Below are 21,933 nucleotides of genomic sequence, written 5' to 3' on the forward strand. Positions count from 1 at the left end.
AACTCCCGGGGACACGCGGTCGCGGCCGATTGGACGCCGGTCAGGCGCGGCGCTGCTCCAGCACGCCGTCGGCGTACTCGCCGATCGGCTCGCCCGCGAGCTCCTGGGCGGCGTCGACCGTCTCGGAGTCGGCCGGGCGCTCGACGATGTCGCGCATCGTCTGCAGGAAGCGGATGACGGTCCCGGCCTCGGAGGGGTTGAGCGTCTCGGCCGCCTCGAGCATGCGGCGGTGCATCTCGTCGAGCGTCTCGCGCACCTCGCGGTGGGAGGTGGGGGTGGCGACGATGCGGATGGCCCGGCGGTCGCTCGGGTGCGGCTCCCGGACCACGTGCCCGCTCTTGACCAGCCGGTCGATCAGCACGGTCGTGGAGGCGGAGGAGATGCCGAGGTAGGAGGCCAGGTCCTTCGGGCTGACGTGCACGCCCTTCTGCTGGCGGCGCATGAGGAACTGCACGGCCAGCAGGTCGTTCTCGCCCATGCCCATGGATCCGCGGGTCCGGCGGCGCATCGCGGCCTCCGCCGTGCGGAAGGCGCGCATCGCGGCGAGGACCTCCACCGCTCCGGGCTCGGTCGCCTCACCCGAGAACCAGAAGGCCCCGGGTCGCTTCAGCGTGACCTCATCCATGCCGAACAGTCTAGACAGTCTCGTAGCAAGAACATCTAGACAAGCCAACCTCCCCCGAAGTGCTTGCCTGGAAGGGCGGCGACCACTACGAAGGGACTACTAGTTAGACGAGCTAGTGACTCATTCGCGAAGGGAGCTGCCCGTGCTGGACGAACTCGACCGCCTGCAGCCGCTCCTGGCCGACGTCGTGGATCCGCTGGTCGGCTCCACCCTGGCCGGTCGCTACCTCGTGCTCGAGCGGGTGGGGGAGGGCGGCAGCGCCGTCGTCTACCGCGCCCGCGACCTCCGCCTCGCCCGCCAGGTCGCGGTCAAGGTCCACCGCGACGTCCCGGACACCCCCAACGAGCGGGCGCGTCGCGAGCGCGAGATCCGCTTCCTGATCGACTCGCGTCACGCCTCCGTGGTGGACGTCCTCGACCAGGGCGAGATCCCCGGCGAGGAGGGCGACCTCGCGTTCCTCGTCCTCGAGTACTTCGACCGCAGCGACCCGGCGGCCGACTGGTTCGGCTCCGGCGATCCGCGGCTCATCGCGGAGGTCGGGGCTCAAGTGGCCGATGCTCTCGCGCACCTGCACGCGCAGGGCGTCCTCCACCGCGACGTGAAGCCCGAGAACGTCCTCGTCCGCTCGCGCGCCACCGCATCCGGCTTCTCCGCGCACGAGGCCAAGCTCAGCGACTTCGGGATCGCCCGCTCGGTCGACGACGCCCGGCTCACCCGCTCCGACGTGCTGGTGGGCACCGCCGCGTACCTCAGCCCCGAGAGCCTCGGCTCCGGCCCGGTCGGACCGGCGTCCGACGTCTACTCGCTCGGGCTGGTCCTGCTCGAGGCCGTCTCGGGCCGCAGGGCCTACACCGGCACGACGCTCGAGATCTCGATCCAGCGCCTCCACCACGCGCCCGTCGTCCCGGAGTCGGTCCCGGCGGAGTGGCGCGAGCTGCTGACCGCGATGACCGCTCTCGATCCGGCCGACCGCCCCTCCGCCGAGGAGGTGGCACGCCGGCTCTGGGCGCGCCTGGCCGGCGGCCCCGCCGCAGCCCCCTCCCGCAGCGGAGTCACGGGCACGGTCGCCCTCGTCGCCGCGGGCCTGGTCGGCGCGGTGACGGCCCTCTCGCTCACCGGCTGGCTGGGCTGAGCGCCCCGAGCGGTCCTCGTCCGCTCAGGTTCCTCGCGATCGTGCTCCCGTAGGCTCCGGGCGACCCTCGACCGACCCCGAGCCGCGTCGCCGCGGACCGAACGGAGCCGATCCCATGAGCCCGCGCCGCCTCTTCCGCCTGCTGTCGATCGTCGAGGCGGTGACCTGGACTCTCCTGATCGTCGGGATGCTGCTGAAGTACGCGGCCGGAGCCGGCGACTGGCCGGTGAGCGTCGCCGGGCCGATCCACGGGTTCGCGTTCCTCGCCTACGGAGCCGCGGCCCTGGTGCTCGCGGTGAACCAGCGGTGGTCGGCGGGTGCGACGGCGCTCGCGGTCGTCAGCGCGGTCGTGCCCTACGCGACGGTCCCGCTGGAGCGCGGCTTCGAGCGCCGCGGCCTGCTGGAGGGCCCGTGGCGGACGCACGCGACGGACGACCCGCGCGACCGGCGCGTGACGAGCCTGCTCCTCCGCTGGGCGCTCGCGCGGCCCGTGCTCGCCGGGGCGCTGGTCCTGGCTCTGGTCGCCGTCGTCTTCGCGGCGCTGCTGGTGGTCGGCCCGCCCGGGGGCGGCGAGGCCTGATCCCGCGCGCGGCGTGCCTCAGACGGGGCGCGTCTCCGCGTCGATGAGGATCTCGGCGGCGCGACGCGCGTGCAGGGCGGGCTCCGGGGTTCCGGCGATGGCCGCGGTGGTCTGGGCGCCCTCGGCGAGGATCGCGAGCTGCGCGGCGAGCTCGGCGCCGCCTCCCGCCTCCTCGGCGAGGGTCGCGAGGAAGCGCTGGAACGTCTCCTTGTGGTCGCGCGCCATCTCGGCGACCATCGGGTTCGACGAGCCGAGCTCCCCGAAGGCGTTGATGAAGCCGCAGCCGCGGAACGAGTCCTCGGAGAACCAGTCGAAGAGGAAGTCGTAGATCGCGAGCAGCTTGCCGCGAGGTCCGTCCGCCGCGGCGACCCGGGTGGTCACGCCGAGGGTCCACTGCTCGTGCCGGCCGTGCAGGACGGCGACCACCACCGACTCCTTGCTCGGGAACTCCGAGTAGAGGCGCTTCAGCGAGACGCCCGCGGCCGTGCGGAGCTCGTCCATCCCCACGGACTGGATGCCGCGCTCGTAATAGAGCCGGTCGGCGGCCGCGAGGATCGCCTCGCGGGGAGGGCGCTCGTCGAGGATCGGGGACATCCCTCCATGGTAGGCGGTACCAGAACGGGCGTTCTCGGTCGGCTGCCGCGCTCTCCGCAGGGGGTCCGGGGGTCGGACGCTGCTGCTAGCGTCGCGCTCGGGTGCGCAGGCGCCCGGGGACGGGAGGCGGACGCATGGTCGTCGCGATGCAGGCCGAGGGATTCGACGGGCCGGAGGCGCTGCGCGCCGTCGAGGTCGATCCGGGGGAGCCGACGCCCGGCAGGGTGCGGATCGCGGTGCGCGCCGCGGGCGTGAACCCGGCCGACGCGAAGCTCCTGCGCGGGATGTTCGGGCGCGGACGGGTGCCGGTCCGGCCGGGCAGCGAGATCTCCGGAGTCGTGACCGCGGTCGGCGAGGGGGCCGAGGGGCCGCTCGGCCCGATCCGGGTGGGCGACGAGGTCGTGGCGTTCCGGGTCTCCGGCGGCTACTCCGCCGAGCTGGTCGCGCCCGCGAGCGCGGTCCTGCCCAAGCCCGCCGGGCTCGGCTGGGCGGCGGCCGCGGGCCTGCTGCTGGCCGGGACGACCGCCGAGCACCTCGTCGAGGCCACCCGCGTCTCCTCCGGGGACACCGTCCTGGTGCACGGGGCGAGCGGGGCCGTCGGCTCGCTCGCGGTGCAGCTCGCGGTCGCCCGCGGAGCACGGGTGCTGGGCACCACGAGCGAGCGCGGCGAGGAGGTCGTCCGCCGCTTCGGCGCGGAGCCGGTCCGCTACGGCGCCGGGCTGGAGGAGCGCGTGCGCGCCCTGGCCCCCGGCGGCGTCGACGTCGCGCTGGACACGGCGGGCACCGACGAGGCGCTGGACGCCTCGGTGGCTCTGGTCGCCGACCGCTCGCGCATCGCCACTGTGGCCGGCTTCGAGCACGCCGCCCGCCTCGGCGGGATCCTGATGCTCGGCGGCGGACCGGGAGCCGATCCCGGCACCGCCCTCCGCGACGCCGCCCGGCCGGGCCTGCTCGACCGCGCCGGTCGCGGGGAGCTCGAGGTCGTGCTCGGGCCCTCCTTCCCGCTGACCGAGGCGGCCGCCGCGCTCGCCCTCGTCGAGTTGGGCCGCGCGCGCGGCAAGACGGTCCTGCTCCCCTGAACGAGACGTCCTCCCTCGACCTGCCGGCCCTCGGGCCCTTCGACTCCGCCGGCGCCGCGAGCCTCCTCCGCAACCACGCCCTCCCCGGAGTGGAGCGGGTCTCGGCCGACGGCCGGCGCCTGGAGCGCCTGCTCACCCTCGACGGGGCGACGCGGCCGATCGCGCTCGAGGTGACGGAGACCGGGCTGCGGGTGGAGGCGGAGCCGGACGTGCTGACGCCGGCGGCCGCGGTCGTCCGTGCCTGGTTCGACCTCGACTCCGATGTGGTGGCGATCGGCGCCGAGCTCTCGCGGGACCCGCTGCTCGCCCGCTCCGTCGCGGCCCGGCCGGGGCTGCGCGCGACGCAGTACCCGGAGGCGTTCGAGGCGGCGGTGATGGCGGTCCTCGGCCAGCAGGTGTCCGTCGCCGCGGCCCGGACCTTCGGCGGACGGACCGCCGCGGCCTTCGGCGCCCCGGGGGAGCGCGGTCTGCTGGCGTTCCCGGCACCCGCCGCCCTGCTCGCGCCGGAGTTCGAGGCGCTGCGCTCGGCGATCGGGATCACCAACGCCCGGGCGCGGACGGTCCGGGCCGTCGCCGAGGCCTTCGCCGCCGGACCCGTGCTCGACCGCGCGGGCGACCTGCCGGAGCAGCGGCGCGCGCTCCTCGCGATCCCGGGCATCGGGCCGTGGACGGCCGACTACCTCGCGCTCCGGTTCCTCGGCGATCCGGACGCCTTCCCCGCCGGCGACCTGGTGCTGCGGAAGGCGCTCGGCCGGGTGAGCACGGCGGAGGCGGAGGCGGCGTCGCAGGCGTGGCGGCCGCACCGGGCGCACGCGGCGTTCCACCTGTGGGCGAGCACCGGAGCGGTCTGAGCGGGTGGACGACCCGAGTCGAGAGCCGCGCCCGGACCGGCGGCCGGGACCGGCCGCCGACGGATCAGGTCAGGTACTCGACGTCGTCGTACAGGATCGGCGCGTCCTCGGCGTCCGGATCCTCGACCGGGACGTCCTCGTGCTCGAGGATGACCGCGACGCCCGGGGAGACCAGCACGCAGACCTCGCGCTCGCCGGCGACCGTGAAGCTCACCATGTCGCCGCGGTTGCGCACGGCCTCGACCAGGCGCTTCTCGAGCTCCTCGGTGTCGAGGGAGACGGCGAGGAGGAAGCGGCGGCCGTCGATGCTGAGCGTGGTGCGCCGCATCGTCGCCTCGGCCTCGGGAGGCGTGCCGCGTCCGCCGCGGCCCGGCGTGACCGCCTTGACCCGCAGCGACGAGGCGTGCATCCGGATGACGGCGTTCACGAGCCCGCCTCCGGGCGCGACTCGTGATGGCGGCGGCCGCCGGAGCGGCGGTCCTCCTTCATCTCGGACTCGAAGAGGTGGCGGCGTCCGCCGGCGAGCTCGTCGCGCGCGGCGCGCTCCTGCTCCCGGAACGCGGCGTAGTAGGTGTCGTCGTAGTCCTCGACGATCTGGAAGGTCCAGCGCCCCTCGATGACGTTGCGGCCGACGAGCTCGGCCTCGATCCGCTCGGCGGTCGCGGCGTGGCCGGCCTCGCGCAGCGCGTCGACGGCCTCGCCCAGAGCGAGGTCGGCCGCGCCGGTGAGCCGGTGGAAGCCGTAGAGCAGACCGCGGGCGTGCTCGACCGTCTCGAGCGCCTCCGAGAGCTTCCCGAGCGCCGCCACGGTGGCGTCGTCGAGACCCTCCGGGCGCAGATGCGCGGAGTCGGGGTGGTCGTGTGAGCTGCTCATCCAGGTGAGCTTAGGCCGACCTAAATGCTCTGTGACCCCCTTGCGCCGCCGCCGGGAATGGTTCGTGCCCGGAGCGGCAGGGCGGTCAGGTGCACGTCGCGGAGCCCTCCGTCGTCGGCGACGGCGGTCAGGAAGGTGCAGGCCGGCTGGCGCCTCCGATCCGTCGGGGAGCCCGGATTGAGCAGGCGGAGACCCGCCGGGGAGACGGTGTCCCAGGGGATGTGGCTGTGCCCGAAGACGAGCACGTCGGCACCCGGATGGGCGGCGTCGGCGCGGGTCTCGCGGCCGGTCGCCGCTCCGGTCTCGTGCACCACGCGGACGTCGAGGCCGGCGATGCGGGCGCGCGCGACCTCGGGCAGGCGGGCGCGCAGCGGCTCCGGATCGTTGTTGCCCCACACGGCCAGCAGGAGCGCCGCCCGCTCCTCCAGCGCGTCCAGCGTCGCCTCGTCGACCCAGTCGCCCGCGTGCACGACCAGGTCGGCCTCGTCGACCGCGCGCCACACCTCGTCCGGGAGGGCCTTCGCCCGCTTCGGGAGGTGCGTGTCGGCGAGCAGGAGGAGGCGGACCGGACCGTCGACCTCGGGTGGAGAGCCGTCGGGGCCGGGCTGGAGCAGGGGCATCAGCGGGCGGGGCCGGGCGTCGGCTCCACTCCGCCGTCGGCGCCGGGCTCGGTCGCGGTGCCGGAGCTGCGGAGGCGGGCGTCGAGCGCCTCGAGGTCGGCGGCGAACCAGAGGTGGTCGCCGCGGTTCGACTCGACGACGAAGGCCTGCAGCGCGCTCGACTCCGCCACCGGTCCGCTGACGTCGCCGAGGATCACCAGCCGCTTGCCGTACGAGACGAACTTCTGCACGAACTCGCCGGCGATGCCGGAGCGCAGGCGGAGGAACTCGGGGTCGAGCCGGCCGACGGGCACCACGATCGTCTCGACGTCGCCGCCGTAGGTCTCGCCGATCAGCGCGATCGCGTCGTCCGGGGTCGAGAGCGCGCCTCCGTCGTCGTCGACGAGCAGGAGGGGGACGCCCTGACGGGTCTCGGTTCTCATCGGGCCAGCCAATCACGTCGGCCGGGGAGAGGCGAGCAGTGCCGTCCGGGCCTCCGCTCGGGGCGTCCCCTCCTGCGCCGGTCGTGCTTGCAGGGACACGCCGATCAGGCGTCCGGACGGGCTGCCCGCACCGCCGCTACGAGCCCGGCAGCTCGACGCGGCGCTTGAAGCCCACGTGCGAGTCGACGAAGCCCAGGCGCAGGTAGAAGCGGTGGGCGTCGGTTCGGGCGGCGTCCGAGGTCAGCTGGACGAGCGGCGTGCGGAGCTCGATCGCAGCGACGTCCAGCACCCAGCGCATCAGGGCCGTGCCGATCCCCGCCGACCGCTCGGCGCTCGCCACCCGGACCGCTTCGATGAGCAGGCGGGAGCTGCCCCGGCGCGCCATCCCGGGGATCACGGTCAGCTGCAGCGTCCCGACCACGGCTCCGGCGCCGTCCACCGCGACCACGAGATCGTTTCCCGGGTCCTGCGCGATGCTCCGGAAGGCGGCCTCGTAGGCGGCCCCGTCCTCCTCGGCGGCGACGTCTCCGCGCCCGGCGCTGATCGGGTCGTCGGAGAGGAGCCGGACGATCGCGGGGAGGTCGTCGAGCACCGCACGCCGGAGGAGGAGGCTCCTCTCCCCGGGGCCGGCGTCGCAGGGGAGGGTCAGGTCGGCGATCATGCCCTCATCCTCCCTCTGCTCCACGGCGGGAGCGGTCGTCGGAGGCGGGCAGGACGCGGCTGAGAGCGGCAGGGGGATCCTGACGTCCGGTCCGCACGTCCACGCGCCGCGTCCCGCAGTCGTCGCAGCGGACGTACACAACGACGCCCTCGCTGGTCCGGTGGGCCGACTCGGTCGTCCAGCCGTGCTCGTGCGGATCGACGGCGGGGGCGAGCGGCTCGGAGGGGTGCGGGGAGGGTGTGGAGGTGCGCATGGGAGCCACTGTGCTGTCATGGTCTTATGCAGCTCAACCCTTACGGCGAGTACGCGGTCCTGCTCGCCGCCTCCCTCGCGAACGACTGGCCGTCCGACCGCAAGGGCATCGAGGCGCGCACGCGCGAATACGGCATGACGATGGCCTTCGAGTCCGGCCCGGACGACCACGCCCGGACGCGCGACGTGATCGACGAGTGGCTGGAAGTGGTCGACGCGCCGACTCCGAGCGACCGGGCGACGTCGCTGAACCGCCAGATGGCCGCGATCGCCGCGTATCCGCGCCTGACCGACCACGACGACGAGGGCTGGCACCTGCACTACCGCGACCAGGACCAGTCCCTGGCGCACGTCCTCCACGCCGTCATCGCGGTCGGCACGGCGCTGCACCTGACGACCCGGGGGATGAGCCGCCTCCTGCGGTGCGAGGCCGGTCGGGCGCCGGGCGACCACTGCAGGAACGTCATCGTCGACGTGACGCGGAACGGCCGGCAGCGGTACTGCTCCGTCCGCTGCGCGAATCGGGCCGCGGTCCGGCGGCACCGCCTGCGGCACGCGGAGTGAGTCCGCGCCGCCCCGTCACTCCGCCGCGTCGCCGCCCGGCTTCATCCAGAACGGGGAGTAGTGGTAGCCGTCGAGGTCGTCGAACTGGCGCTGGTACATGAAGGGGTAGTCGTCGGTGTCGCCGATCCGGCCTCCCGCGGCGGCGGCCCGCTCGACGAGCTCGTCGACGGCCTCGCGGCTGTCGAGGTCGAACGAGACGGTCACCTTCGAGGGGGTGCCGGGGGCGCCGATCAGCTCCTCGGTGGCGCCGACGCTCTCGTACATGGCGCGGCTCGCCAGCATGACGGACGTGTCGGGACCGATCGCGAAGCAGGAGACGTCCTCGCGGGACATCTCGGTGTTCAGGGTCCAGCCGAGCGCGGTGTAGAAGGCGGTGGCGCGCTCGACGTCGTCGACCGGGCAGGTGATGAAGAGGCTCATGCGCTCACCCTCGCCATCCGCGGGCGGGCCGTCAAGAGCTCCGCGAGGGAACTCCGGACGGCCCGCCGGGACTCAGCGGAACGACCGCAGCCGCAGGCTGTTCAGCACGACGAAGACGCTCGAGAACGCCATCGCGGCGCCGGCCACGAGCGGCCCCAGGAGTCCGGCCATCGCGAGCGGGATCGCGGCCACGTTGTAGGCGAAGGCCCAGAAGAGGTTGCCCCGGATGACCGCGAGGGTGCGGCGCCCGAGGCGCAGGGCGTCGGGCACCCGGCCGAGGTCGTCGCCGACGAGGGTGATGTCGCTCGCCTCGATCGCCGCGTCCGATCCGGCGCCCATCGCGATCCCCACGTCCGCGGCGGCCAGCGCGGCGGCGTCGTTCACACCGTCGCCGACGAAGGCGACGTGGCGGCCCTCCGCACGGAGGCGCTCGATCACCGCGAGCTTCTCCTCCGGCAGCACCTCGGCGACGACCTCGTCGATGCCGACGGCCGAGGCGACGGCCTGCGCCGCCCGCGGGTTGTCGCCGGTCAGCACCATCACCCGCAGGCCCCGCTCGCGCAGGGCGCGGACGGTGCGGGACGCCTCCGGCCTCGGCTCGTCGCGGAGGACCGCGAAGCCGCGCAGCGCCCCCTCCCAGCCGACGCCGACGACGGTGCCGCCCTCGGCGGTCGCTCGCTCGGCGCGCTCGGCGAGACCGCCCGGCGCGAAGCCCCACTGCTCCTCCAGCCAGCGCAGCCGGCCGACGACGACCAGGCGGCCCTCGACCCGGGCGCGCACGCCGAACCCGGTGCTGGAGCGGAATCCGGTCGCCTCGGGGACGTCGAGGTGCGCGGCCCCGGCCACGATCGCTGCGGCGAGCGGATGCTCCGACCCGCGCTCGACGGCGGCGAGCATCCGCAGGCTCTCGTCGTCGCTGGACTCGACGACCTGGAAGGCGCCGGTGGTGAGCGTGCCGGTCTTGTCGAGCACGACCGTGTCGATCCGGCGCCCGGCCTCGAGCACCTCCGGCCCGCGGAGGAGGATCCCGAGCTGGGAGCCGCGGCCGGTGCCGACGAGGACGGCGGTCGGGGTGGCCAGGCCCAGCGCGCACGGGCAGGCGACGACGAGGACGGCGACGGCGGGAGAGACGGCGGCGGCGAGGTCGGCGCCGGCGATCAGCCAGCCGGCGAGGGTGGCCAGGGCGAGCACCACCACGACCGGCACGAAGACGGAGGAGACGCGGTCGGCGAGCCGCTGGACGCGCGCCTTGCCGGCCTGCGCGTCCGAGACGAGACGGCCCATCCGCGCGAGCGTGGTCTCGGAGCCGACGCGGTCGACGCGGACGGTGAGCAGGCCGTGCGCGTTGAGCACTCCGCCGGCCACGGTCGAGCCCGGGCCGACCTCGACCGGCACGCTCTCGCCGGTGAGCATGCTCGCGTCGATCGCGCTCGAGCCCTCGAGCACGGTGCCGTCGGCGGCGACGGTCTCGCCGGGGCGCACGCGGAGGAGGTCGCCGACGGCGAGCGAGGACGCGGGCACGCGCTCCTCCTGCCCGTCGGCGGCGATGCGCACGGCGTCCTTCGCGCCGAGGCGGAGGAGCGCCCGGAGCGCCGCACCGGCGTCGCGCTTCGACCGCGCCTCCAGGTAGCGGCCGGCCAGCACGAGGACGGGGACGGCGGCGGCGACCTCGAGGTAGATCTCGTCGTGGCCGGAGCGGCTGCCCAGCAGCTCGAACGGCATGCTCATGCCGGGCCGTCCGGCATCGCCGAGGAACAGAGCCCAGACCGACCAGGCGAAGGAGGCGCTGACTCCGAGGCTGATCAGGGTGTCCATGGTGGTGGAGCCGTGCCGCAGCGCCCGCCAGGCGTTGCGGTGGAAGGGCAGCGCGCCCCAGACCGCGACCGGTGAGGCGAGGGCGAGGCACAGCCACTGCCAGTTCGCGAACTGCAGCGGCGGGATCATCGAGAGCAGGACCACCGGCACGGCGAGCAGGGCGGAGACGCGGAGCCGGGTGCGCAGGGCGCGCCGCTCGCGGTCGTCGTCGCTCTGCTCCTCCTGCTCCTCCGTGGGAGCCGCCTCGCCGATGGAGGGGACCGACGCGCTGTAGCCCGCGGCCTCGACGGCGGCGATCGCGTCGGCCGGAGTCGTGCCGGGCGGGAGGGTCAGCGTCGCGCGCTCGAGGGCGAGGTTGACGGTCGCGTGGACGCCGGGGAGCGCGTCGAGGCGCTTCTCGACCCGCGCGACGCAGGAGGCGCAGGTCATCCCTCCGATGGCGAGCTCGAGCGGGGTGCCGGTGGTCTCGGTCACGTCAGCTCAGGGGAGCGAGGCGGTAGCCCGCGTCGGCGACGGCGGCGGCGATCTCCTCGCGGCCGAGCGGCCGGGAGGAGCCGACCGTGACGGTCGAGACCCCGTCGGGGGCGAGGGACACGTCGACCGCCGAGACCTCGGGGTAGGCGGCGAGCTCCTCGGTGACGCTGCGGACGCAGTGCTCGCAGGTCATGCCCGCGACGCCGAAGCTCTGCACGGACGCGGCCGACAGGGAGCCCTGCGCCGCGTGGCCGGCGTCGGAGCGGCCGGCGCCGCCGTGGCCGCCGCACGCGCAGGCGCCGCCTCCGCCGCAGCCGCAGCCTCCCGTCGATCCGCTCGCGGTCAGGCCGAGGTCGATCCTGGTGCTCATGGGTCCTCCTGTGTGGTGCGTCCGGTCCGATCCGGTCGATCGGCCCGGTGGGCGTCCGGTCGGCACGCCGGTCGCGGCATACCCCCGGGGGGTACTCCATGGTAAGCCCGCCGAGCCCTCTCGGCAAGGCGGGAGGGCGGAGGAGGGATGATCTCAGGGGCGGCTCGGAGCCGCGCGAGGAGGGAGGGGCGCATGGATCCCGCATCGACGCCGCACTGGGGCGAGCCCCCGCCGCGCAGGCCGCCGGCGGTCCCGCTGCCCCCGCGCACGCGGTTCGAGCCGACCGCGCTGCTCGCCGCGCCCCTGCCCGCCCCGGCCGCCGTCCGGGCCCGGGTCCGCCAGGCCGCCCCGGAGCGGCAGCGCCGGCTGGCGGCGCTCGCCGCGGTCACCGAGGGGTTCGCCGTCCTGCGCACTCCCGAGCTCGCCCGGGCGCTGCGCCGGATCGCGGCACCCGCCTCCGCCGCTCCGGCCGCCGCCGCCGCAGTGCTGGCCGTCGGCCGCGACGGACTCGAGCTCGCCGCCGAGCGCGCAGACGCCCTGCGCATCGCCGAGTGGGATCGGATCGTCTCGGTGGGCGTCGGCACCTCGCCCTCGGGTGCCCACCGGGTCCGCGCGCTGGTCCTGGCGGTCCTCGCGCCGCCGCCCGCCTCCGCCGTCCTGCGTGCGGCGAGGCGGCGCCCGCGCACCGTCCTCGTGCCCCTGGTCGTCGCCGCCCCGGCCGCTCTCGGCTGGCGCGTGGCCGACGACCGCACGTTCCTCCTCGCTCTCGACCGCCTGCAGCGCGCCCTCGAGGAGCGTGCCCGGTGAGGGCGCGGCTCCGCTTCGCCCTCGCGGCCGTCGCCGTGCTCGGCCTGGGCCTGGCGCTGCGGTTCGTGCTCACGGGGCTGCTCGCCGACCTCGCCGGCGGAGTGGCCTACGTCGTGCTGGTGGCGTTGCTGATCGCGGTGCTCCTGCCGCGCATCCCGGGCGTGACGGCTGCCGGGATCGCGCTGGCCTGGTCGATCGCGATGGAGCAGCTGCAGGCGATCGGAGTCGCGGCGCGCCTGGTCGAGCTGTGGGCGCCGCTCCGCCTCGTCGTCGGCACCACCTTCTCCTGGCTCGACATCGCGGCCTACGTCCTCGGCGCGGTCGTCGCCGCGGCCGTGCACCTCGCCGTCGCTCCGCGCGAGCAGTCCGCCTGACGGGAGTCCGCGCCCCCCGTCTTCTGTTCGCCCGTCGGCCGGGCTGCCGCGGGGCGTCCCGGCGTCCGCCGAGGCGCCGGCCTCGCCCACCGGACCGCCGAGGTGTTCGTGCGCTCCCCGAGGCGCCGCCGTCCCCGCGGTGCCTCGCCGGCGGACGCGGTGTCTCGCCGCAGGAGCGACGCCGACCGGAGGAGCGACGCCGACCGCCGGAGCGGCGCGGTCCCTCCGCCCCCGCGCCCCTGATTAGGGTGAAGCCATGAGCGAGCCGGCACTCCCCGAGACGACGGCCCCGCGGGCCTCGGCCCCGCACGACCACCGCCGCGACCGGCGCATCCCCGAGCCGGTCGACCGGTTCGCCACCGGCGAGGAGTACCCCGAGTACCGCGTCGACCTGGAGCGGATCCGCTTCTCGCCGTACTTCGCCCGACTCTCCGCGGTGACCCAGGTCATCTCGCCCTCGGGCGTCGGCCAGGTCGTGCACAACCGGCTCACGCACTCGATCAAGGTCACCGCGGTCGCCCGCGCGATCGCGATGCAGCTGACCACCACCGATCCCGCCCAGCGCGAGCTGGTCGAGCGGCTCGGCGGCTGCGACCCGGTGGTCGTGCAGGCCGCGGCCAGCGCGCACGACCTCGGCCACCCTCCGTTCGGCCACCTCGGCGAGCAGGCGCTCGACCGGCTCGCGCGCGAGCGGCTGGGGCTCGCGGAGGGTTTCGAGGGCAACGCGCAGTCGTTCCGGATCCTCTCCGAGCTCGACGTCTGCGAGACGGTGGAGGTGGGGCTGAACCTCACCGCCGCCTCCCGTGCCGCCGTGCTCAAGTACCCGTGGGGGCGGACGGTCCACCGCCCCGGCATCGACTCCGCCGACCCGACCGAGCTGCCCCGCGGCTCGACCGCCAGCCGGTGGGAGACCGCACCGCCGAAGTTCTCGGCGTACACGCTCGACCTCGACGACCTGCTCGACGCCCGCTCCGGCTTCGCCGCGATCGCCCCCTGGCAGCAGACCCTCGAGTGCTCGGTGATGGACGTCGCCGACGACATCGCCTACTCGCTGCACGACCTCGACGACTTCTACCGCGCGGGAGTGCTGCAGCAGGCGGCCGTCGCCGTGGAGTTCCGCGCCTTCCTCCGCGAGCAGAACGCGCTCGCCGCCCTCGACGCCGAGGAGCTGTGGGCGCGCGCCCCCGGGCACTCGCTCGAGATGCTCCGCCGGAGGCTCGTGGCCCGCGACCCGTGGATCGCGAGCGACGAGCACTTCCGCGCCTCCGTGGAGCGGGTGTCGACCGAGCTGGTCGAGGGGCTCCTCGCGCTCCCGTTCGACGGATCGACGCGCACCGAGCGCGCGATCGAGGCCTTCGTCTCCTCCTGGATCGGCCGCCTGCAGCGCTCCGTGGTGGTGCTCGCCGAGCCGAACGTCCGCTCGGGCCACCTCTCCCTCCTCCCCGACGCCTGGCACGACGTGGCCGTGCTGAAGTTCGTGCACACGCGCTTCGTGATCGACCGGCCGGACTTCGCCACCTACCAGCGCGGCCAGTCGCAGGTGCTCGAGACGCTGGTGACCCACCTCGACGCCTGGCTGGAGGATCCGCGCGACGGCTCGCGGGCTCCGCAGAAGCTGCTCGACCTGATCGAGCTCGCGACCGACGGCTACTTCCGCCTGCGCGCCGACCACCCCGACTGGCTCCCGTCGGACGAGCGCGGCCGGCCGACCTCCGACCCGGCCGCGCTGCAGCGGCTCGGCCGGGGGCGCGGTGTGGTCGACTACGTCGCGACCCTGACCGACGAGCAGGCGATGGCGCTCGCCGCCCGCCTCCGCGGCGATCGCGAGCCGTGGGCGATGGGGACCTGACGCCCCGGCGGGTGGGTTGACACCGCGCGTCGCGTGTGGGCTCGGCGGCTCCTCGCCCGTCGTTCCGGGGGAGGAGCCTCCGCCGGGCCGCCGAGGACGCGTTCCGCGACCGCCCAGCGGGCGTCCAGGAAGCGCAGCCTGAACGACAGCGTAAAATCACGGAGGCACATGCCAGGATCGACAACTCGACAGGGAGTTCCGTTGGACGGAAACGCAACGACCACGCACCGCAACGTCGCATTGCTGTCCGTCGCGACCACGCTGGCTCCGCGCGTGACCACCTCGGCCGAGATCGAGGCGCGGCTCGCTCCGGCGCTCAAGCGACTGCGGCTCCCCACCGGGCTCCTCCAGCGTGTCGCCGGCGTGCACGAGCGCCGCAACTGGGGCTCCGAGCAGGGCTTCGACGGAGCGGCGATCGACGCGGGCAAGCGCGCTCTCGCCGAGGCCGGCGTCCGCGCCGACCAGATCGGCCTGATCATCAACACGTCGGTGACCCGCAAGCACCTCGAGCCCTCGGTAGCCGTGCGCCTGCACCACGGGCTCGGCCTGCCCTCGTCGGCCATCAACTTCGACATCGCGAACGCGTGCCTCGGCTTCGTCAACGGCATGACCCTCGCCGCGCAGCTGATCGACTCCGGCCAGATCCGCTACGCGCTCATCATCGACGGCGAGGACGCCGACGAGATCCAGGTCAACACCATCGAGCGCCTGAGCCGCGAGGGCGTCAAGCGCAAGGACTTCATGAGCGAGTTCGCGAGCCTGACTCTCGGCTCCGGCGCGGCCGCGGCCGTCCTCGGCCCGGCCGACGAGCACCCCAAGGGCCACCGCATCCTCGGCGGCATCACCCGCGCGGCCACGCAGTTCAACGAGCTCTGCGTCGGCAGCGTCGACGGCATGTTCACGGACGCGAAGGCGCTGCTCAAGGGCGGCATGGAGCTCGTCCTCTCGGCGTGGAAGGAGGCCACCCGCGACTGGAACTGGAGCGGGATGGACCGCTACATCACGCACCAGGTGTCGGACGTCCACACCGACGCCCTGGTGAAAGCCGTCGGCATCGACCGCAGCCGCGTCCCCACGACCTACCCCACCCTCGGCAACGTCGGCCCGGCGTCGATCCCGATCACCCTGGCCCAAGAGGCCGAGACCCTGCAGCCGGGCAACCGGGTGCTGCTCATCGGAGTGGGCTCGGGCATCAACACCGCGATGCTCGAGATCGCCTGGTGAGCGCGCCCCACCCGGCCGAGCGGATCCGCGGAGCGCTCGGCTCCACGGCCGCGGCGCAGCTGCCCCCGGCCGGGCTCGACGGGCTCGATCCCGCGTGGTCGCGCCTCGTCGACGCTCCGGACGCCCAGGGCGTGCCGCGCCGCTGGCACCTGCTCGACACGGGCGAGGCCCTCGGCACGGAGCCCGTCGGCACCGTCCTCTGCGTGCACGGCAACCCCACCTGGTCCTACCTCTGGCGCCGCCTCGCGGCCGCCACGCTCGAGTCCGCCCGCCGCGGAGGCCCCGCCTGGCGGGTGGTCGCTGTCGATCAGCTCGAGATGGGCTTCTCCGAGCGGACCGGCGCCCTGCACACGCTCGCCGACCGCGTGCGCGAGCTCGCCAACCTCACCGACGTGCTCGGCCTCGACGACGTGGTCACCCTCGGCCACGACTGGGGCGGAGTCGTCTCGCTGGGCTGGGCGGTCGACCACCCGGAGCAGCTGCGCGCCACGATGCTCCTGAACACCGCGATCCACCAGAGCGCCGACGAGCCGATCCCGGCCCCGCTCCGGCTCGCGCTCGCGTCGGGCGTGCTCGGCGCCTCGACGGTCGGCACGCCGGCCTTCCTCGAGACGACCCTCGCGCTGGGGCACCCGGCGCTGCCCTCCGCGGTGAAGGAGGGGTACCGCGCGCCCTACCGGTCCGCGTCGCGCCGCGGCGGAGTGGGCGGCTTCGTCGCCGACATCCCGGTCGACTCCGCGCACCCGAGCGACCCGGAGCTGCAGCGCATCGCCGAGGGCGTCAGCGCCCTGACGACGCCGGCCCTGATGCTCTGGGGCCCGCTGGACCCGATCTTCTCCGACCGCTACCTCGACGACCTCGTCGACCGCCTCCCGCACGCGCAGGTCCACCGCTACGAGGGAGCGGGCCACCTGGTGGCCGAGGACGTCGACTACTCGTCCGCCGTCCTCACCTGGCTGGGCGACCTCTCCGACGGCGAGGAGCCGTTCGGCGGCGACCCCGCCCCCGACGTCCGCCGCCCGACCGCGCCGGTCGAGCCGCTCTGGGCGCACCTCGACCGCAACGCGCAGGACGACTCGCTCGCCCTGGTCGAGATGGCGCCTCCCGGAGGCGGCGGGCCCCGCTCGGTCTCGTGGCGCCTGCTCTCGCAGCGGGTCCGCGAGCTCGCCGCCGGGCTCCGCGCCTCCGGCGTCTCCCCGGGCGACCGCGTCTCGCTCCTCGTGCCGCCCGGTGCCGACCTGACGGCGCTGCTCTACGCGTGCCTGCGCATCGGAGCCGTCGTGGTCGTCGCCGACGCGGGCCTGGGCCTGCGCGGTCTCACCCGCGCGGTCCGCGGTGCCTGGCCGGATCTGGTGGTCGGCGCCCTGCCCGGCCTCGCCGTCGCGCGGGCCCTCCGCTGGCCCGGCGGCCGGGTCTCGACGCAGACCCTGCCCCGCGCCTCCGCCTCGGCCCTCGGGGTCGACACCTCGCTCGGGCAGCTGATCGAGCTCGGCCGCGCCGAGCTGGCCGCCGACCCGGAGGCGCTGGGCGAGGCGCCCGCCGCCGACGCCGTGGCCGCGATCCTGTTCACCTCCGGCTCGACCGGCCCTGCCAAGGGCGTCGTCTACACGCACCGCCAGCTCGCCGGCGTCCGCGACGCGCTCGCCCGCCAGTACGGGATCGGACCGGGCACCGGGCTCGTCGCGGGCTTCGCGCCGTTCGCCCTGCTGGGCCCCGCGCTGGGCACGCGCTCCGCCACTCCGGACATGGACGTCACCGCGCCCCGGACGCTCACCGCGGCCGCCGTCGCCGCGGCCGCCGCCCGGGTCGACGCGACCGTGCTGTTCCTCTCGCCGGCCGCACTGGCCAACGTCGTGGCCACAGCCGGCGCGCTCGACACTGACGACCACCGCGCCCTCGCCGGCGTGCGCACCTTCCTCTCGGCCGGCGCCCCCGTCTCGGCGGGACTGCTCGGCGAGGCGCAGGCGCTCATGCCGAACGCCTCCGCCCGCACTCCCTACGGCATGACCGAGGGGCTGCTGCTCACCGACGCGTCGCTGGAGGGCATCCGCGAGGCCGCCTCCGACGACGATCCGCGCGGAGGCGTCTGCGTGGGCGTGCCCGCCGCGGGCGTCCGGCTGCGGATCGCCCCGCTCGACGCCGGCGGCCGCGCCGCGGACGAGCCGGAGGAGATCACCGGCACGACCGGCGAGATCGTCGTCTCGGCCGGTCACGTCGAGGACCACTACGAGCGCCTCTGGCTCACCGACCGCGCCGCCCGCGTCGGCGCCGTCCCGGGTGAGCGCTGGCACCGCACCGGGGACGTCGGGCGGATCGACTCCGCCGGCCGCCTCTGGGTCGAGGGCCGCATGCCGCACGTCGTCGTCACTCCCGACGGCGTGGTCACGCCGGTCGGACCGGAGCAGCGGATCGAGGCGCGCGTGGCCTCGGTCGCCCGCGCCGCGATCGTCGGAGCCGGCCCGCGCGGAGTCGCGCAGCTGGTCGCCGTGGTCGAGCTGCGCTCGGGCGCGCGCCGCGTGGTGCTGGCCGAGGAGGCCCTCGCCGCCGAGGTGCGCGCGGCCGTCGGCCGGCCCGTCGCCGCGGTGCTCGTCGTCCCGGCGCTGCCCACCGACATCCGCCACAACTCCAAGATCGACCGGGCCGCGCTCTCGCGCTGGGCCGAGGGCGTGCTCGCCGGCGGCCGGATGGTGGCGCCGTGAGGGTCCTGGTCACCGGCGCGAGCGGCCTGCTCGGCGGTGCGGTGGCCGCGGGCCTCGTCGCCCAGGGGCACGAGGTCCGCACCTTCCAGCGTCGGCCCTCCGGGGTCGCGGGCGTCGAGGAGGCGCGGGGCTCGCTGACGGATCCGCGCGCGGTCGAGGAGGCCGTCGACGCGGCCGACGGCGTCGTGCACCTCGCCGCGAAGGTCTCGCTCGCCGGCGATCCGGGCGACTTCGACCGCGTGAACATCGACGGAACCCGGCGTCTGCTCGCCGCCGCCGCCCGCGCCGGCGTGAGCCGCTTCGTCCAGATCTCGTCGCCCTCCGTCGCCCACTCCGGCTCCTCGATCACCGGCGACGACGCCGAGCCCGCCGATCCGGACCACGCCCGTGGCGACTACGCGCGCACCAAGGCCCGCGCCGAGCTGCTGGCCCTGGCGGCCGATGCCCCGGGCTTCGCGGTGGTCGCCGTGCGCCCGCACCTGGTCTGGGGTCCGGGCGACACCCAGCTCGTCGCCCGCATCGTCGAGCGGGCGCGCGCCGGCCGGCTGCCGCTCCTCGGGCACGGCCAGGCGCTGATCGACTCCACCTACATCGACAACGCCGCCTCGGCGATCGTCGCCGCTCTCGGGCGGGCGGAGGAGGTGCACGGCCGCTCCTACGTCGTCACCAACGGCGAGCCGCGCCCCGTCGCCGAGCTGCTCGCCGGGATCTGCCGCGCCTCGGGCGTCGAGCCGCCGCGCTGGTCCGTCCCCGCCTCCGTCGCCCGCGTCGCGGGCTCGCTCGTCGAGCGCGTGTGGGCCGTGCGGCCCGGCGCCGATGAGCCGCCGATGACCCGCTTCCTCGCCGAGCAGCTCTCGACCGCGCACTGGTTCGACCAGCGCCGCACGCGCGCCGATCTGCAGTGGAGCCCGTCGGTCACCCTCGACGAGGGTCTGGCGCGCCTGTCCGCCGCCCGCTGAGGCGCCGGGTCCGGAGACGACGGAACGGACGGGACCCTGTCGCCGAGGCGAGGGGGTCCCGTCCGTCCGGGGCTCCCGCGACGGATCGCGGGAGGGGAGCCGAGGTCAGTCGGCGAGGATGAGGTACAGCGCGCGACGGGTCTCGTCGAGCTTGGCGGAGGCGGCGGCGCGCTGCGCCTCGGTCGCTCCGCGGAACTGCTGCACGACGCCCATCAGCTTGCCGACGTTCTCCATGAAGGCGCGATCGGCGTCGCTCGCGCCGGGGGTGGCCTCCCAGGCTGCGTCGAGCTCGTCGGCGTGCTCGCGCACGTAGGTGCCGCCCGCGTCCGTGAGCTGGTACTCGGTGCCGCGGCCCTCGCCGACGGCCGTGATGAGGCCCTCGTCGACGAGCTGCTGGAGGGTGGGGTAGACGGAGCCGGGGCTGGGACGCCACGATCCGTTCGTCTTCTCGGCGATGGCCTTGATCAGGCCGTAGCCGTTCGAGGACTTCTCGGAGAGGAGGGAGAGGAGAGCCGCGCGGACGTCACCGCGTCGGGCGCGTCCTCCGCCGCGGCCGAAGGGGCCGCCGAAGCCGGGGCCGAAGCCCGGGCCGAAGCCGAAGCCGGGCCCGAAGCCGCGGCCGTGACCGCCGGGTCCGCGGCGCTGTCCGCGGCCGGGGTGCTCGTGGCGGGAGGAGTGGTCGCCGTCGCAGGAGTCGCGGCGGTCGTCGGAGAAGAAGGTCCTGGAGTTCATGGGTGTGCTGCTCTCTGTCGTGAGGGGATCCCTTTCGATCGGATCCGGTCGCCCGTCGGGAGCGGCTGCTCCCGATCTGTCGGCGATGCAGTAACGATATATCGGCGACGGATCGGATGTCAACACCTGAACTGCCCGTAGCCTGGGAGCTCCCCGTCGATCGAGAGGTCCCGCATGCCGCGTCCCGACTCCGAGCTCGAGGCGTACCTCGACTCCTCCCTCCTCGCCGGGGACGTCCTCACCGGCCGCGCGAGCAACCTCGGCAACCTCCGCGGCCTCGCCGCCCGCGAGCCCGCGCACCTCTACGGGGTGGACGTGGCGGAGGACTGGACGCTCGAGAGCCTGCTCGCGCTGATGGGGGAGCGCGTGGGGATCAGCACCGACCCCTCCTTCGAGAGCGGGCAGGACCGGATCGACGCCCGCCTGACGGTCGCGGGTCTCGCCCGCTACCGCGACCGGTTCGCCGCCGCTGTCCGCGAGGGGGCGCTCCTGCTGTTCGCCACCGCGCACCCGGCGACCCTGATGGACGTCTACCGCCGCCTCGCTGCTGCCGCGACGGAACGGGGCGCTCGCGTGATCGACGTGAATGCGCTCCCGTTCGCCGCCCCCGACGGGATCCGCGTGCCTCTCGCGGACGAGCACCAGGCCCTGTGGTGCACCGGCGGGGTCACCTGCGTCTACCGCGGGGGAGGGCTGCAGCACACGCACTCGCCGGAGCCGATGGACGCGCTGCTCGACCGCCTCGACGAGCTCGGCATCCGCCCCGACCTGGTCGTCGCCGACCACGGCTTCGCGGGCGCGGCCGGCCGGCGGGGGCTGCCGGTCATCGCGATCGCCGACTGCAACGACCCGGCGGTGTTCGTCGCCGAGGCGCAGGGCTCGATCGAGGTGGTCGTCCCGATCGACGACGGGCTGGCCGTCCATCTCTACGAGCCGGTGATCGACTTCGTCCTCCGCGCCCTCTCGGAGCCCGCGCGCACCTGACGGCTCGTAGAATCGCCTTCGGCTCGTCGCGATCCCGGATCCGACGGGCCGACCGTTCTCCCGAGTCCCCGCACTCGCCACCACTGCAGACGGAGCATCCGTGACCCAGCCCCACGACGGCCTCCTCCCGCGCTTCGCCGTCGGCGTCGACATCGGGGGGACGTCGATCAAGGCGTCCCTCGTCGACGTCACCACCGGCGAGCGGGCGGCTCGGCGCTTCGCGGTCGCGAACCCGCTGGGCAAGGAGCCCGAGGACTTCGCCGAGGCGATCGCCGGCATCGTCCGCGACGTCTCGCCGATCGCGGGCACGCCCGTCGGCGTCGGCTTCCCCGGGATCGTCCGCGGCGGCGTCGTCCGCCAGACCACCCACGTCTCGCAGCGCTGGGTCGGGCTCGACGCGCAGGCCCTCCTCTCGGAGGCGACCGGGGTCGACGTCGTCGTCGTCAACGACGCGGACGCGGCGGGGGTCGCCGAGCGCGAGTTCGGCGCGATGCGCGGACGCGAGGGCCTCCTCCTGCTGACCACCCTCGGCACCGGCATCGGGACGGCGCTCGTCCACGAGGGCGTGGTGATCCCCAACTCCGAGCTCGGGCACCTGCACATCGACGGTCCCGACTTCGAGCCGCAGGTCGGCTTCTCGGCCGTCCGCCGCGAGGGCATCACCCTCGAGGAGTGGGCGGGTCGCCTCAGCGTCTACTACCGGCACCTCGAGATGCTGCTCTCGCCGCAGCTGTTCGTGATCGGCGGCGCGGCGGCGCACGTCTTCGACGAGTTCGCCCGCTTCCTCGACATCGGCACCGAGATCGTCCCCGCCCGCTTCGGCAACGACGCCGGATTCACGGGCGCCGCGATGGTCGCCGTCTCGCCCGACCGCCTCGCGCCCTGGTACCGCTCCACTCGCGGCGCCCGCCTCGACCCCGGGGCCCCCGCCATCGCCGACTGACCCCCTCCCTGCACCGAGGGAATCCCGACC

Annotated in this window: 25 protein-coding genes; 13 read left to right on the plus strand and 12 right to left on the minus strand. The window is 75.0% G+C overall.

All coding sequences use genetic code 11. The features are described from left to right. Nucleotides 1–40 precede the first annotated feature (40 nt). Entirely contained in the window at nt 41–625 is a 585-nt protein-coding gene (locus tag C5D36_RS11280) for a MarR family winged helix-turn-helix transcriptional regulator (protein WP_104224167.1), read from the minus strand. Between the two features lie 142 nt (nt 626–767). Between C5D36_RS11280 and C5D36_RS11285 the strand changes: the two genes are divergently transcribed. Together C5D36_RS11285 and C5D36_RS11290 are read left to right on the plus strand one after the other, a co-directional pair. Next, complete coding sequence (locus C5D36_RS11285) at nt 768–1,757, plus strand: serine/threonine-protein kinase (RefSeq protein WP_181068300.1); 990 nt, start codon at nt 768–770, stop codon at nt 1,755–1,757. Nucleotides 1,758–1,872: 115 nt separating this feature from the next. Further along, nucleotides 1,873–2,337 (plus strand): DUF3817 domain-containing protein, encoded by a 465-nt coding sequence (locus C5D36_RS11290; RefSeq protein WP_104295863.1) that lies wholly within the window; start codon nt 1,873–1,875, stop codon nt 2,335–2,337. Between the two features lie 18 nt (nt 2,338–2,355). Here C5D36_RS11290 and C5D36_RS11295 read toward each other — a convergent pair whose 3' ends face one another. Next, nucleotides 2,356–2,931, minus strand: a complete 576-nt coding sequence (locus tag C5D36_RS11295; RefSeq protein WP_104295864.1) for a TetR/AcrR family transcriptional regulator — start codon at nt 2,929–2,931, stop codon at nt 2,356–2,358. Between the two features lie 134 nt (nt 2,932–3,065). Between C5D36_RS11295 and C5D36_RS11300 the strand changes: the two genes are divergently transcribed. Then, nucleotides 3,066–4,010, plus strand: coding sequence for an NADP-dependent oxidoreductase (locus C5D36_RS11300; RefSeq protein WP_258062926.1), 945 nt, complete (start codon nt 3,066–3,068; stop codon nt 4,008–4,010). A gap of 20 nt (nt 4,011–4,030) precedes the next feature. After that, a complete protein-coding gene (locus tag C5D36_RS11305; RefSeq protein ID WP_258062929.1) occupies nt 4,031–4,861 on the plus strand; it encodes a DNA-3-methyladenine glycosylase in 831 nt (276 codons plus the stop codon). Between the two features lie 64 nt (nt 4,862–4,925). Here the strand turns inward: C5D36_RS11305 and C5D36_RS11310 are convergent, their stop codons facing one another. The 6 genes from C5D36_RS11310 to C5D36_RS11335 form a co-directional block, all read right to left on the minus strand. Next, nucleotides 4,926–5,288, minus strand: a complete 363-nt coding sequence (locus tag C5D36_RS11310; protein WP_104295865.1) for a hypothetical protein — start codon at nt 5,286–5,288, stop codon at nt 4,926–4,928. Further along, nucleotides 5,285–5,734, minus strand: a complete 450-nt coding sequence (locus C5D36_RS11315; RefSeq protein ID WP_104224173.1) for a hypothetical protein — start codon at nt 5,732–5,734, stop codon at nt 5,285–5,287. The genes C5D36_RS11310 and C5D36_RS11315 overlap by 4 nt, the downstream gene beginning before the upstream one ends. Nucleotides 5,735–5,754: 20 nt before the next feature. Beyond that, nucleotides 5,755–6,354 carry a metallophosphoesterase gene (locus C5D36_RS11320; protein WP_104225945.1) on the minus strand — a complete coding sequence of 200 codons (600 nt, stop codon included), beginning with the start codon at nt 6,352–6,354 and terminating at the stop codon, nt 5,755–5,757. Next, nucleotides 6,354–6,776 carry a DUF4180 domain-containing protein gene (locus C5D36_RS11325; RefSeq protein ID WP_104247004.1) on the minus strand — a complete coding sequence of 141 codons (423 nt, stop codon included), beginning with the start codon at nt 6,774–6,776 and terminating at the stop codon, nt 6,354–6,356. Before C5D36_RS11325 ends, C5D36_RS11320 begins: the two co-directional genes overlap by 1 nt. A gap of 136 nt (nt 6,777–6,912) precedes the next feature. After that, the gene (locus tag C5D36_RS11330) at nt 6,913–7,437 is read right to left on the minus strand and encodes a GNAT family N-acetyltransferase (RefSeq protein ID WP_104261049.1); all 525 of its coding nucleotides are present in this window, start codon (nt 7,435–7,437) and stop codon (nt 6,913–6,915) included. Between the two features lie 4 nt (nt 7,438–7,441). Continuing rightward, a complete protein-coding gene (locus C5D36_RS11335) occupies nt 7,442–7,690 on the minus strand; it encodes a hypothetical protein (protein ID WP_104295875.1) in 249 nt (82 codons plus the stop codon). Nucleotides 7,691–7,716: 26 nt separating this feature from the next. On the opposite strand from C5D36_RS11335, the gene C5D36_RS11340 reads away from it, so the two are divergent. Then, entirely contained in the window at nt 7,717–8,253 is a 537-nt protein-coding gene (locus C5D36_RS11340) for a CGNR zinc finger domain-containing protein (RefSeq protein ID WP_104295866.1), read from the plus strand. Between the two features lie 15 nt (nt 8,254–8,268). Here the strand turns inward: C5D36_RS11340 and C5D36_RS11345 are convergent, their stop codons facing one another. From C5D36_RS11345 to C5D36_RS17195, 3 genes are all read right to left on the minus strand, one after another. Beyond that, entirely contained in the window at nt 8,269–8,673 is a 405-nt protein-coding gene (locus C5D36_RS11345) for a VOC family protein (protein ID WP_104257136.1), read from the minus strand. 72 nt (nt 8,674–8,745) lie between these two features. After that, nucleotides 8,746–10,962 (minus strand): cation-translocating P-type ATPase, encoded by a 2,217-nt coding sequence (locus C5D36_RS11350; protein ID WP_258062927.1) that lies wholly within the window; start codon nt 10,960–10,962, stop codon nt 8,746–8,748. A 1-nt stretch (nt 10,963) separates the two neighbouring features. After that, complete coding sequence (locus tag C5D36_RS17195) at nt 10,964–11,332, minus strand: heavy-metal-associated domain-containing protein (RefSeq protein WP_104233449.1); 369 nt, start codon at nt 11,330–11,332, stop codon at nt 10,964–10,966. 192 nt (nt 11,333–11,524) lie between these two features. Between C5D36_RS17195 and C5D36_RS16895 the strand changes: the two genes are divergently transcribed. From C5D36_RS16895 to C5D36_RS11380, 6 genes are all read left to right on the plus strand, one after another. Continuing rightward, nucleotides 11,525–12,139, plus strand: coding sequence for a hypothetical protein (locus C5D36_RS16895; RefSeq protein ID WP_181072877.1), 615 nt, complete (start codon nt 11,525–11,527; stop codon nt 12,137–12,139). Then, nucleotides 12,136–12,513, plus strand: a complete 378-nt coding sequence (locus C5D36_RS16900) for a DUF2809 domain-containing protein (RefSeq protein WP_181027128.1) — start codon at nt 12,136–12,138, stop codon at nt 12,511–12,513. The genes C5D36_RS16895 and C5D36_RS16900 overlap by 4 nt, the downstream gene beginning before the upstream one ends. Nucleotides 12,514–12,769: 256 nt before the next feature. Further along, nucleotides 12,770–14,362, plus strand: coding sequence for a deoxyguanosinetriphosphate triphosphohydrolase family protein (locus C5D36_RS11365; protein WP_104224182.1), 1,593 nt, complete (start codon nt 12,770–12,772; stop codon nt 14,360–14,362). 168 nt (nt 14,363–14,530) lie between these two features. Beyond that, nucleotides 14,531–15,586: a 3-oxoacyl-ACP synthase III gene (locus C5D36_RS11370; protein WP_104224183.1), complete on the plus strand. Its 1,056-nt coding sequence runs from the start codon at nt 14,531–14,533 to the stop codon at nt 15,584–15,586. Continuing rightward, complete coding sequence (locus C5D36_RS11375) at nt 15,583–18,285, plus strand: alpha/beta fold hydrolase (protein WP_258062928.1); 2,703 nt, start codon at nt 15,583–15,585, stop codon at nt 18,283–18,285. The genes C5D36_RS11370 and C5D36_RS11375 overlap by 4 nt, the downstream gene beginning before the upstream one ends. Beyond that, on the plus strand, nt 18,282–19,244 hold the full coding sequence (locus C5D36_RS11380) for an NAD(P)-dependent oxidoreductase (protein WP_104295867.1): 963 nt from the start codon (nt 18,282–18,284) through the stop codon (nt 19,242–19,244). Before C5D36_RS11375 ends, C5D36_RS11380 begins: the two co-directional genes overlap by 4 nt. A gap of 105 nt (nt 19,245–19,349) precedes the next feature. Here C5D36_RS11380 and C5D36_RS11385 read toward each other — a convergent pair whose 3' ends face one another. After that, nucleotides 19,350–19,976, minus strand: coding sequence for a PadR family transcriptional regulator (locus C5D36_RS11385; RefSeq protein ID WP_104224185.1), 627 nt, complete (start codon nt 19,974–19,976; stop codon nt 19,350–19,352). 174 nt (nt 19,977–20,150) lie between these two features. On the opposite strand from C5D36_RS11385, the gene C5D36_RS11390 reads away from it, so the two are divergent. Both C5D36_RS11390 and C5D36_RS11395 read left to right on the plus strand, forming a co-directional pair. Further along, nucleotides 20,151–20,960, plus strand: a complete 810-nt coding sequence (locus C5D36_RS11390; protein WP_104295868.1) for a phosphatase — start codon at nt 20,151–20,153, stop codon at nt 20,958–20,960. A 100-nt stretch (nt 20,961–21,060) separates the two neighbouring features. After that, the gene (locus C5D36_RS11395) at nt 21,061–21,903 is read left to right on the plus strand and encodes an ROK family protein (protein ID WP_244229583.1); all 843 of its coding nucleotides are present in this window, start codon (nt 21,061–21,063) and stop codon (nt 21,901–21,903) included. Nucleotides 21,904–21,933 lie beyond the last annotated feature (30 nt).

Origin of the sequence: Rathayibacter sp. AY1C6 (assembly GCF_002931535.1) — a bacterium.
Lineage (GTDB): Bacteria > Actinomycetota > Actinomycetes > Actinomycetales > Microbacteriaceae > Rathayibacter.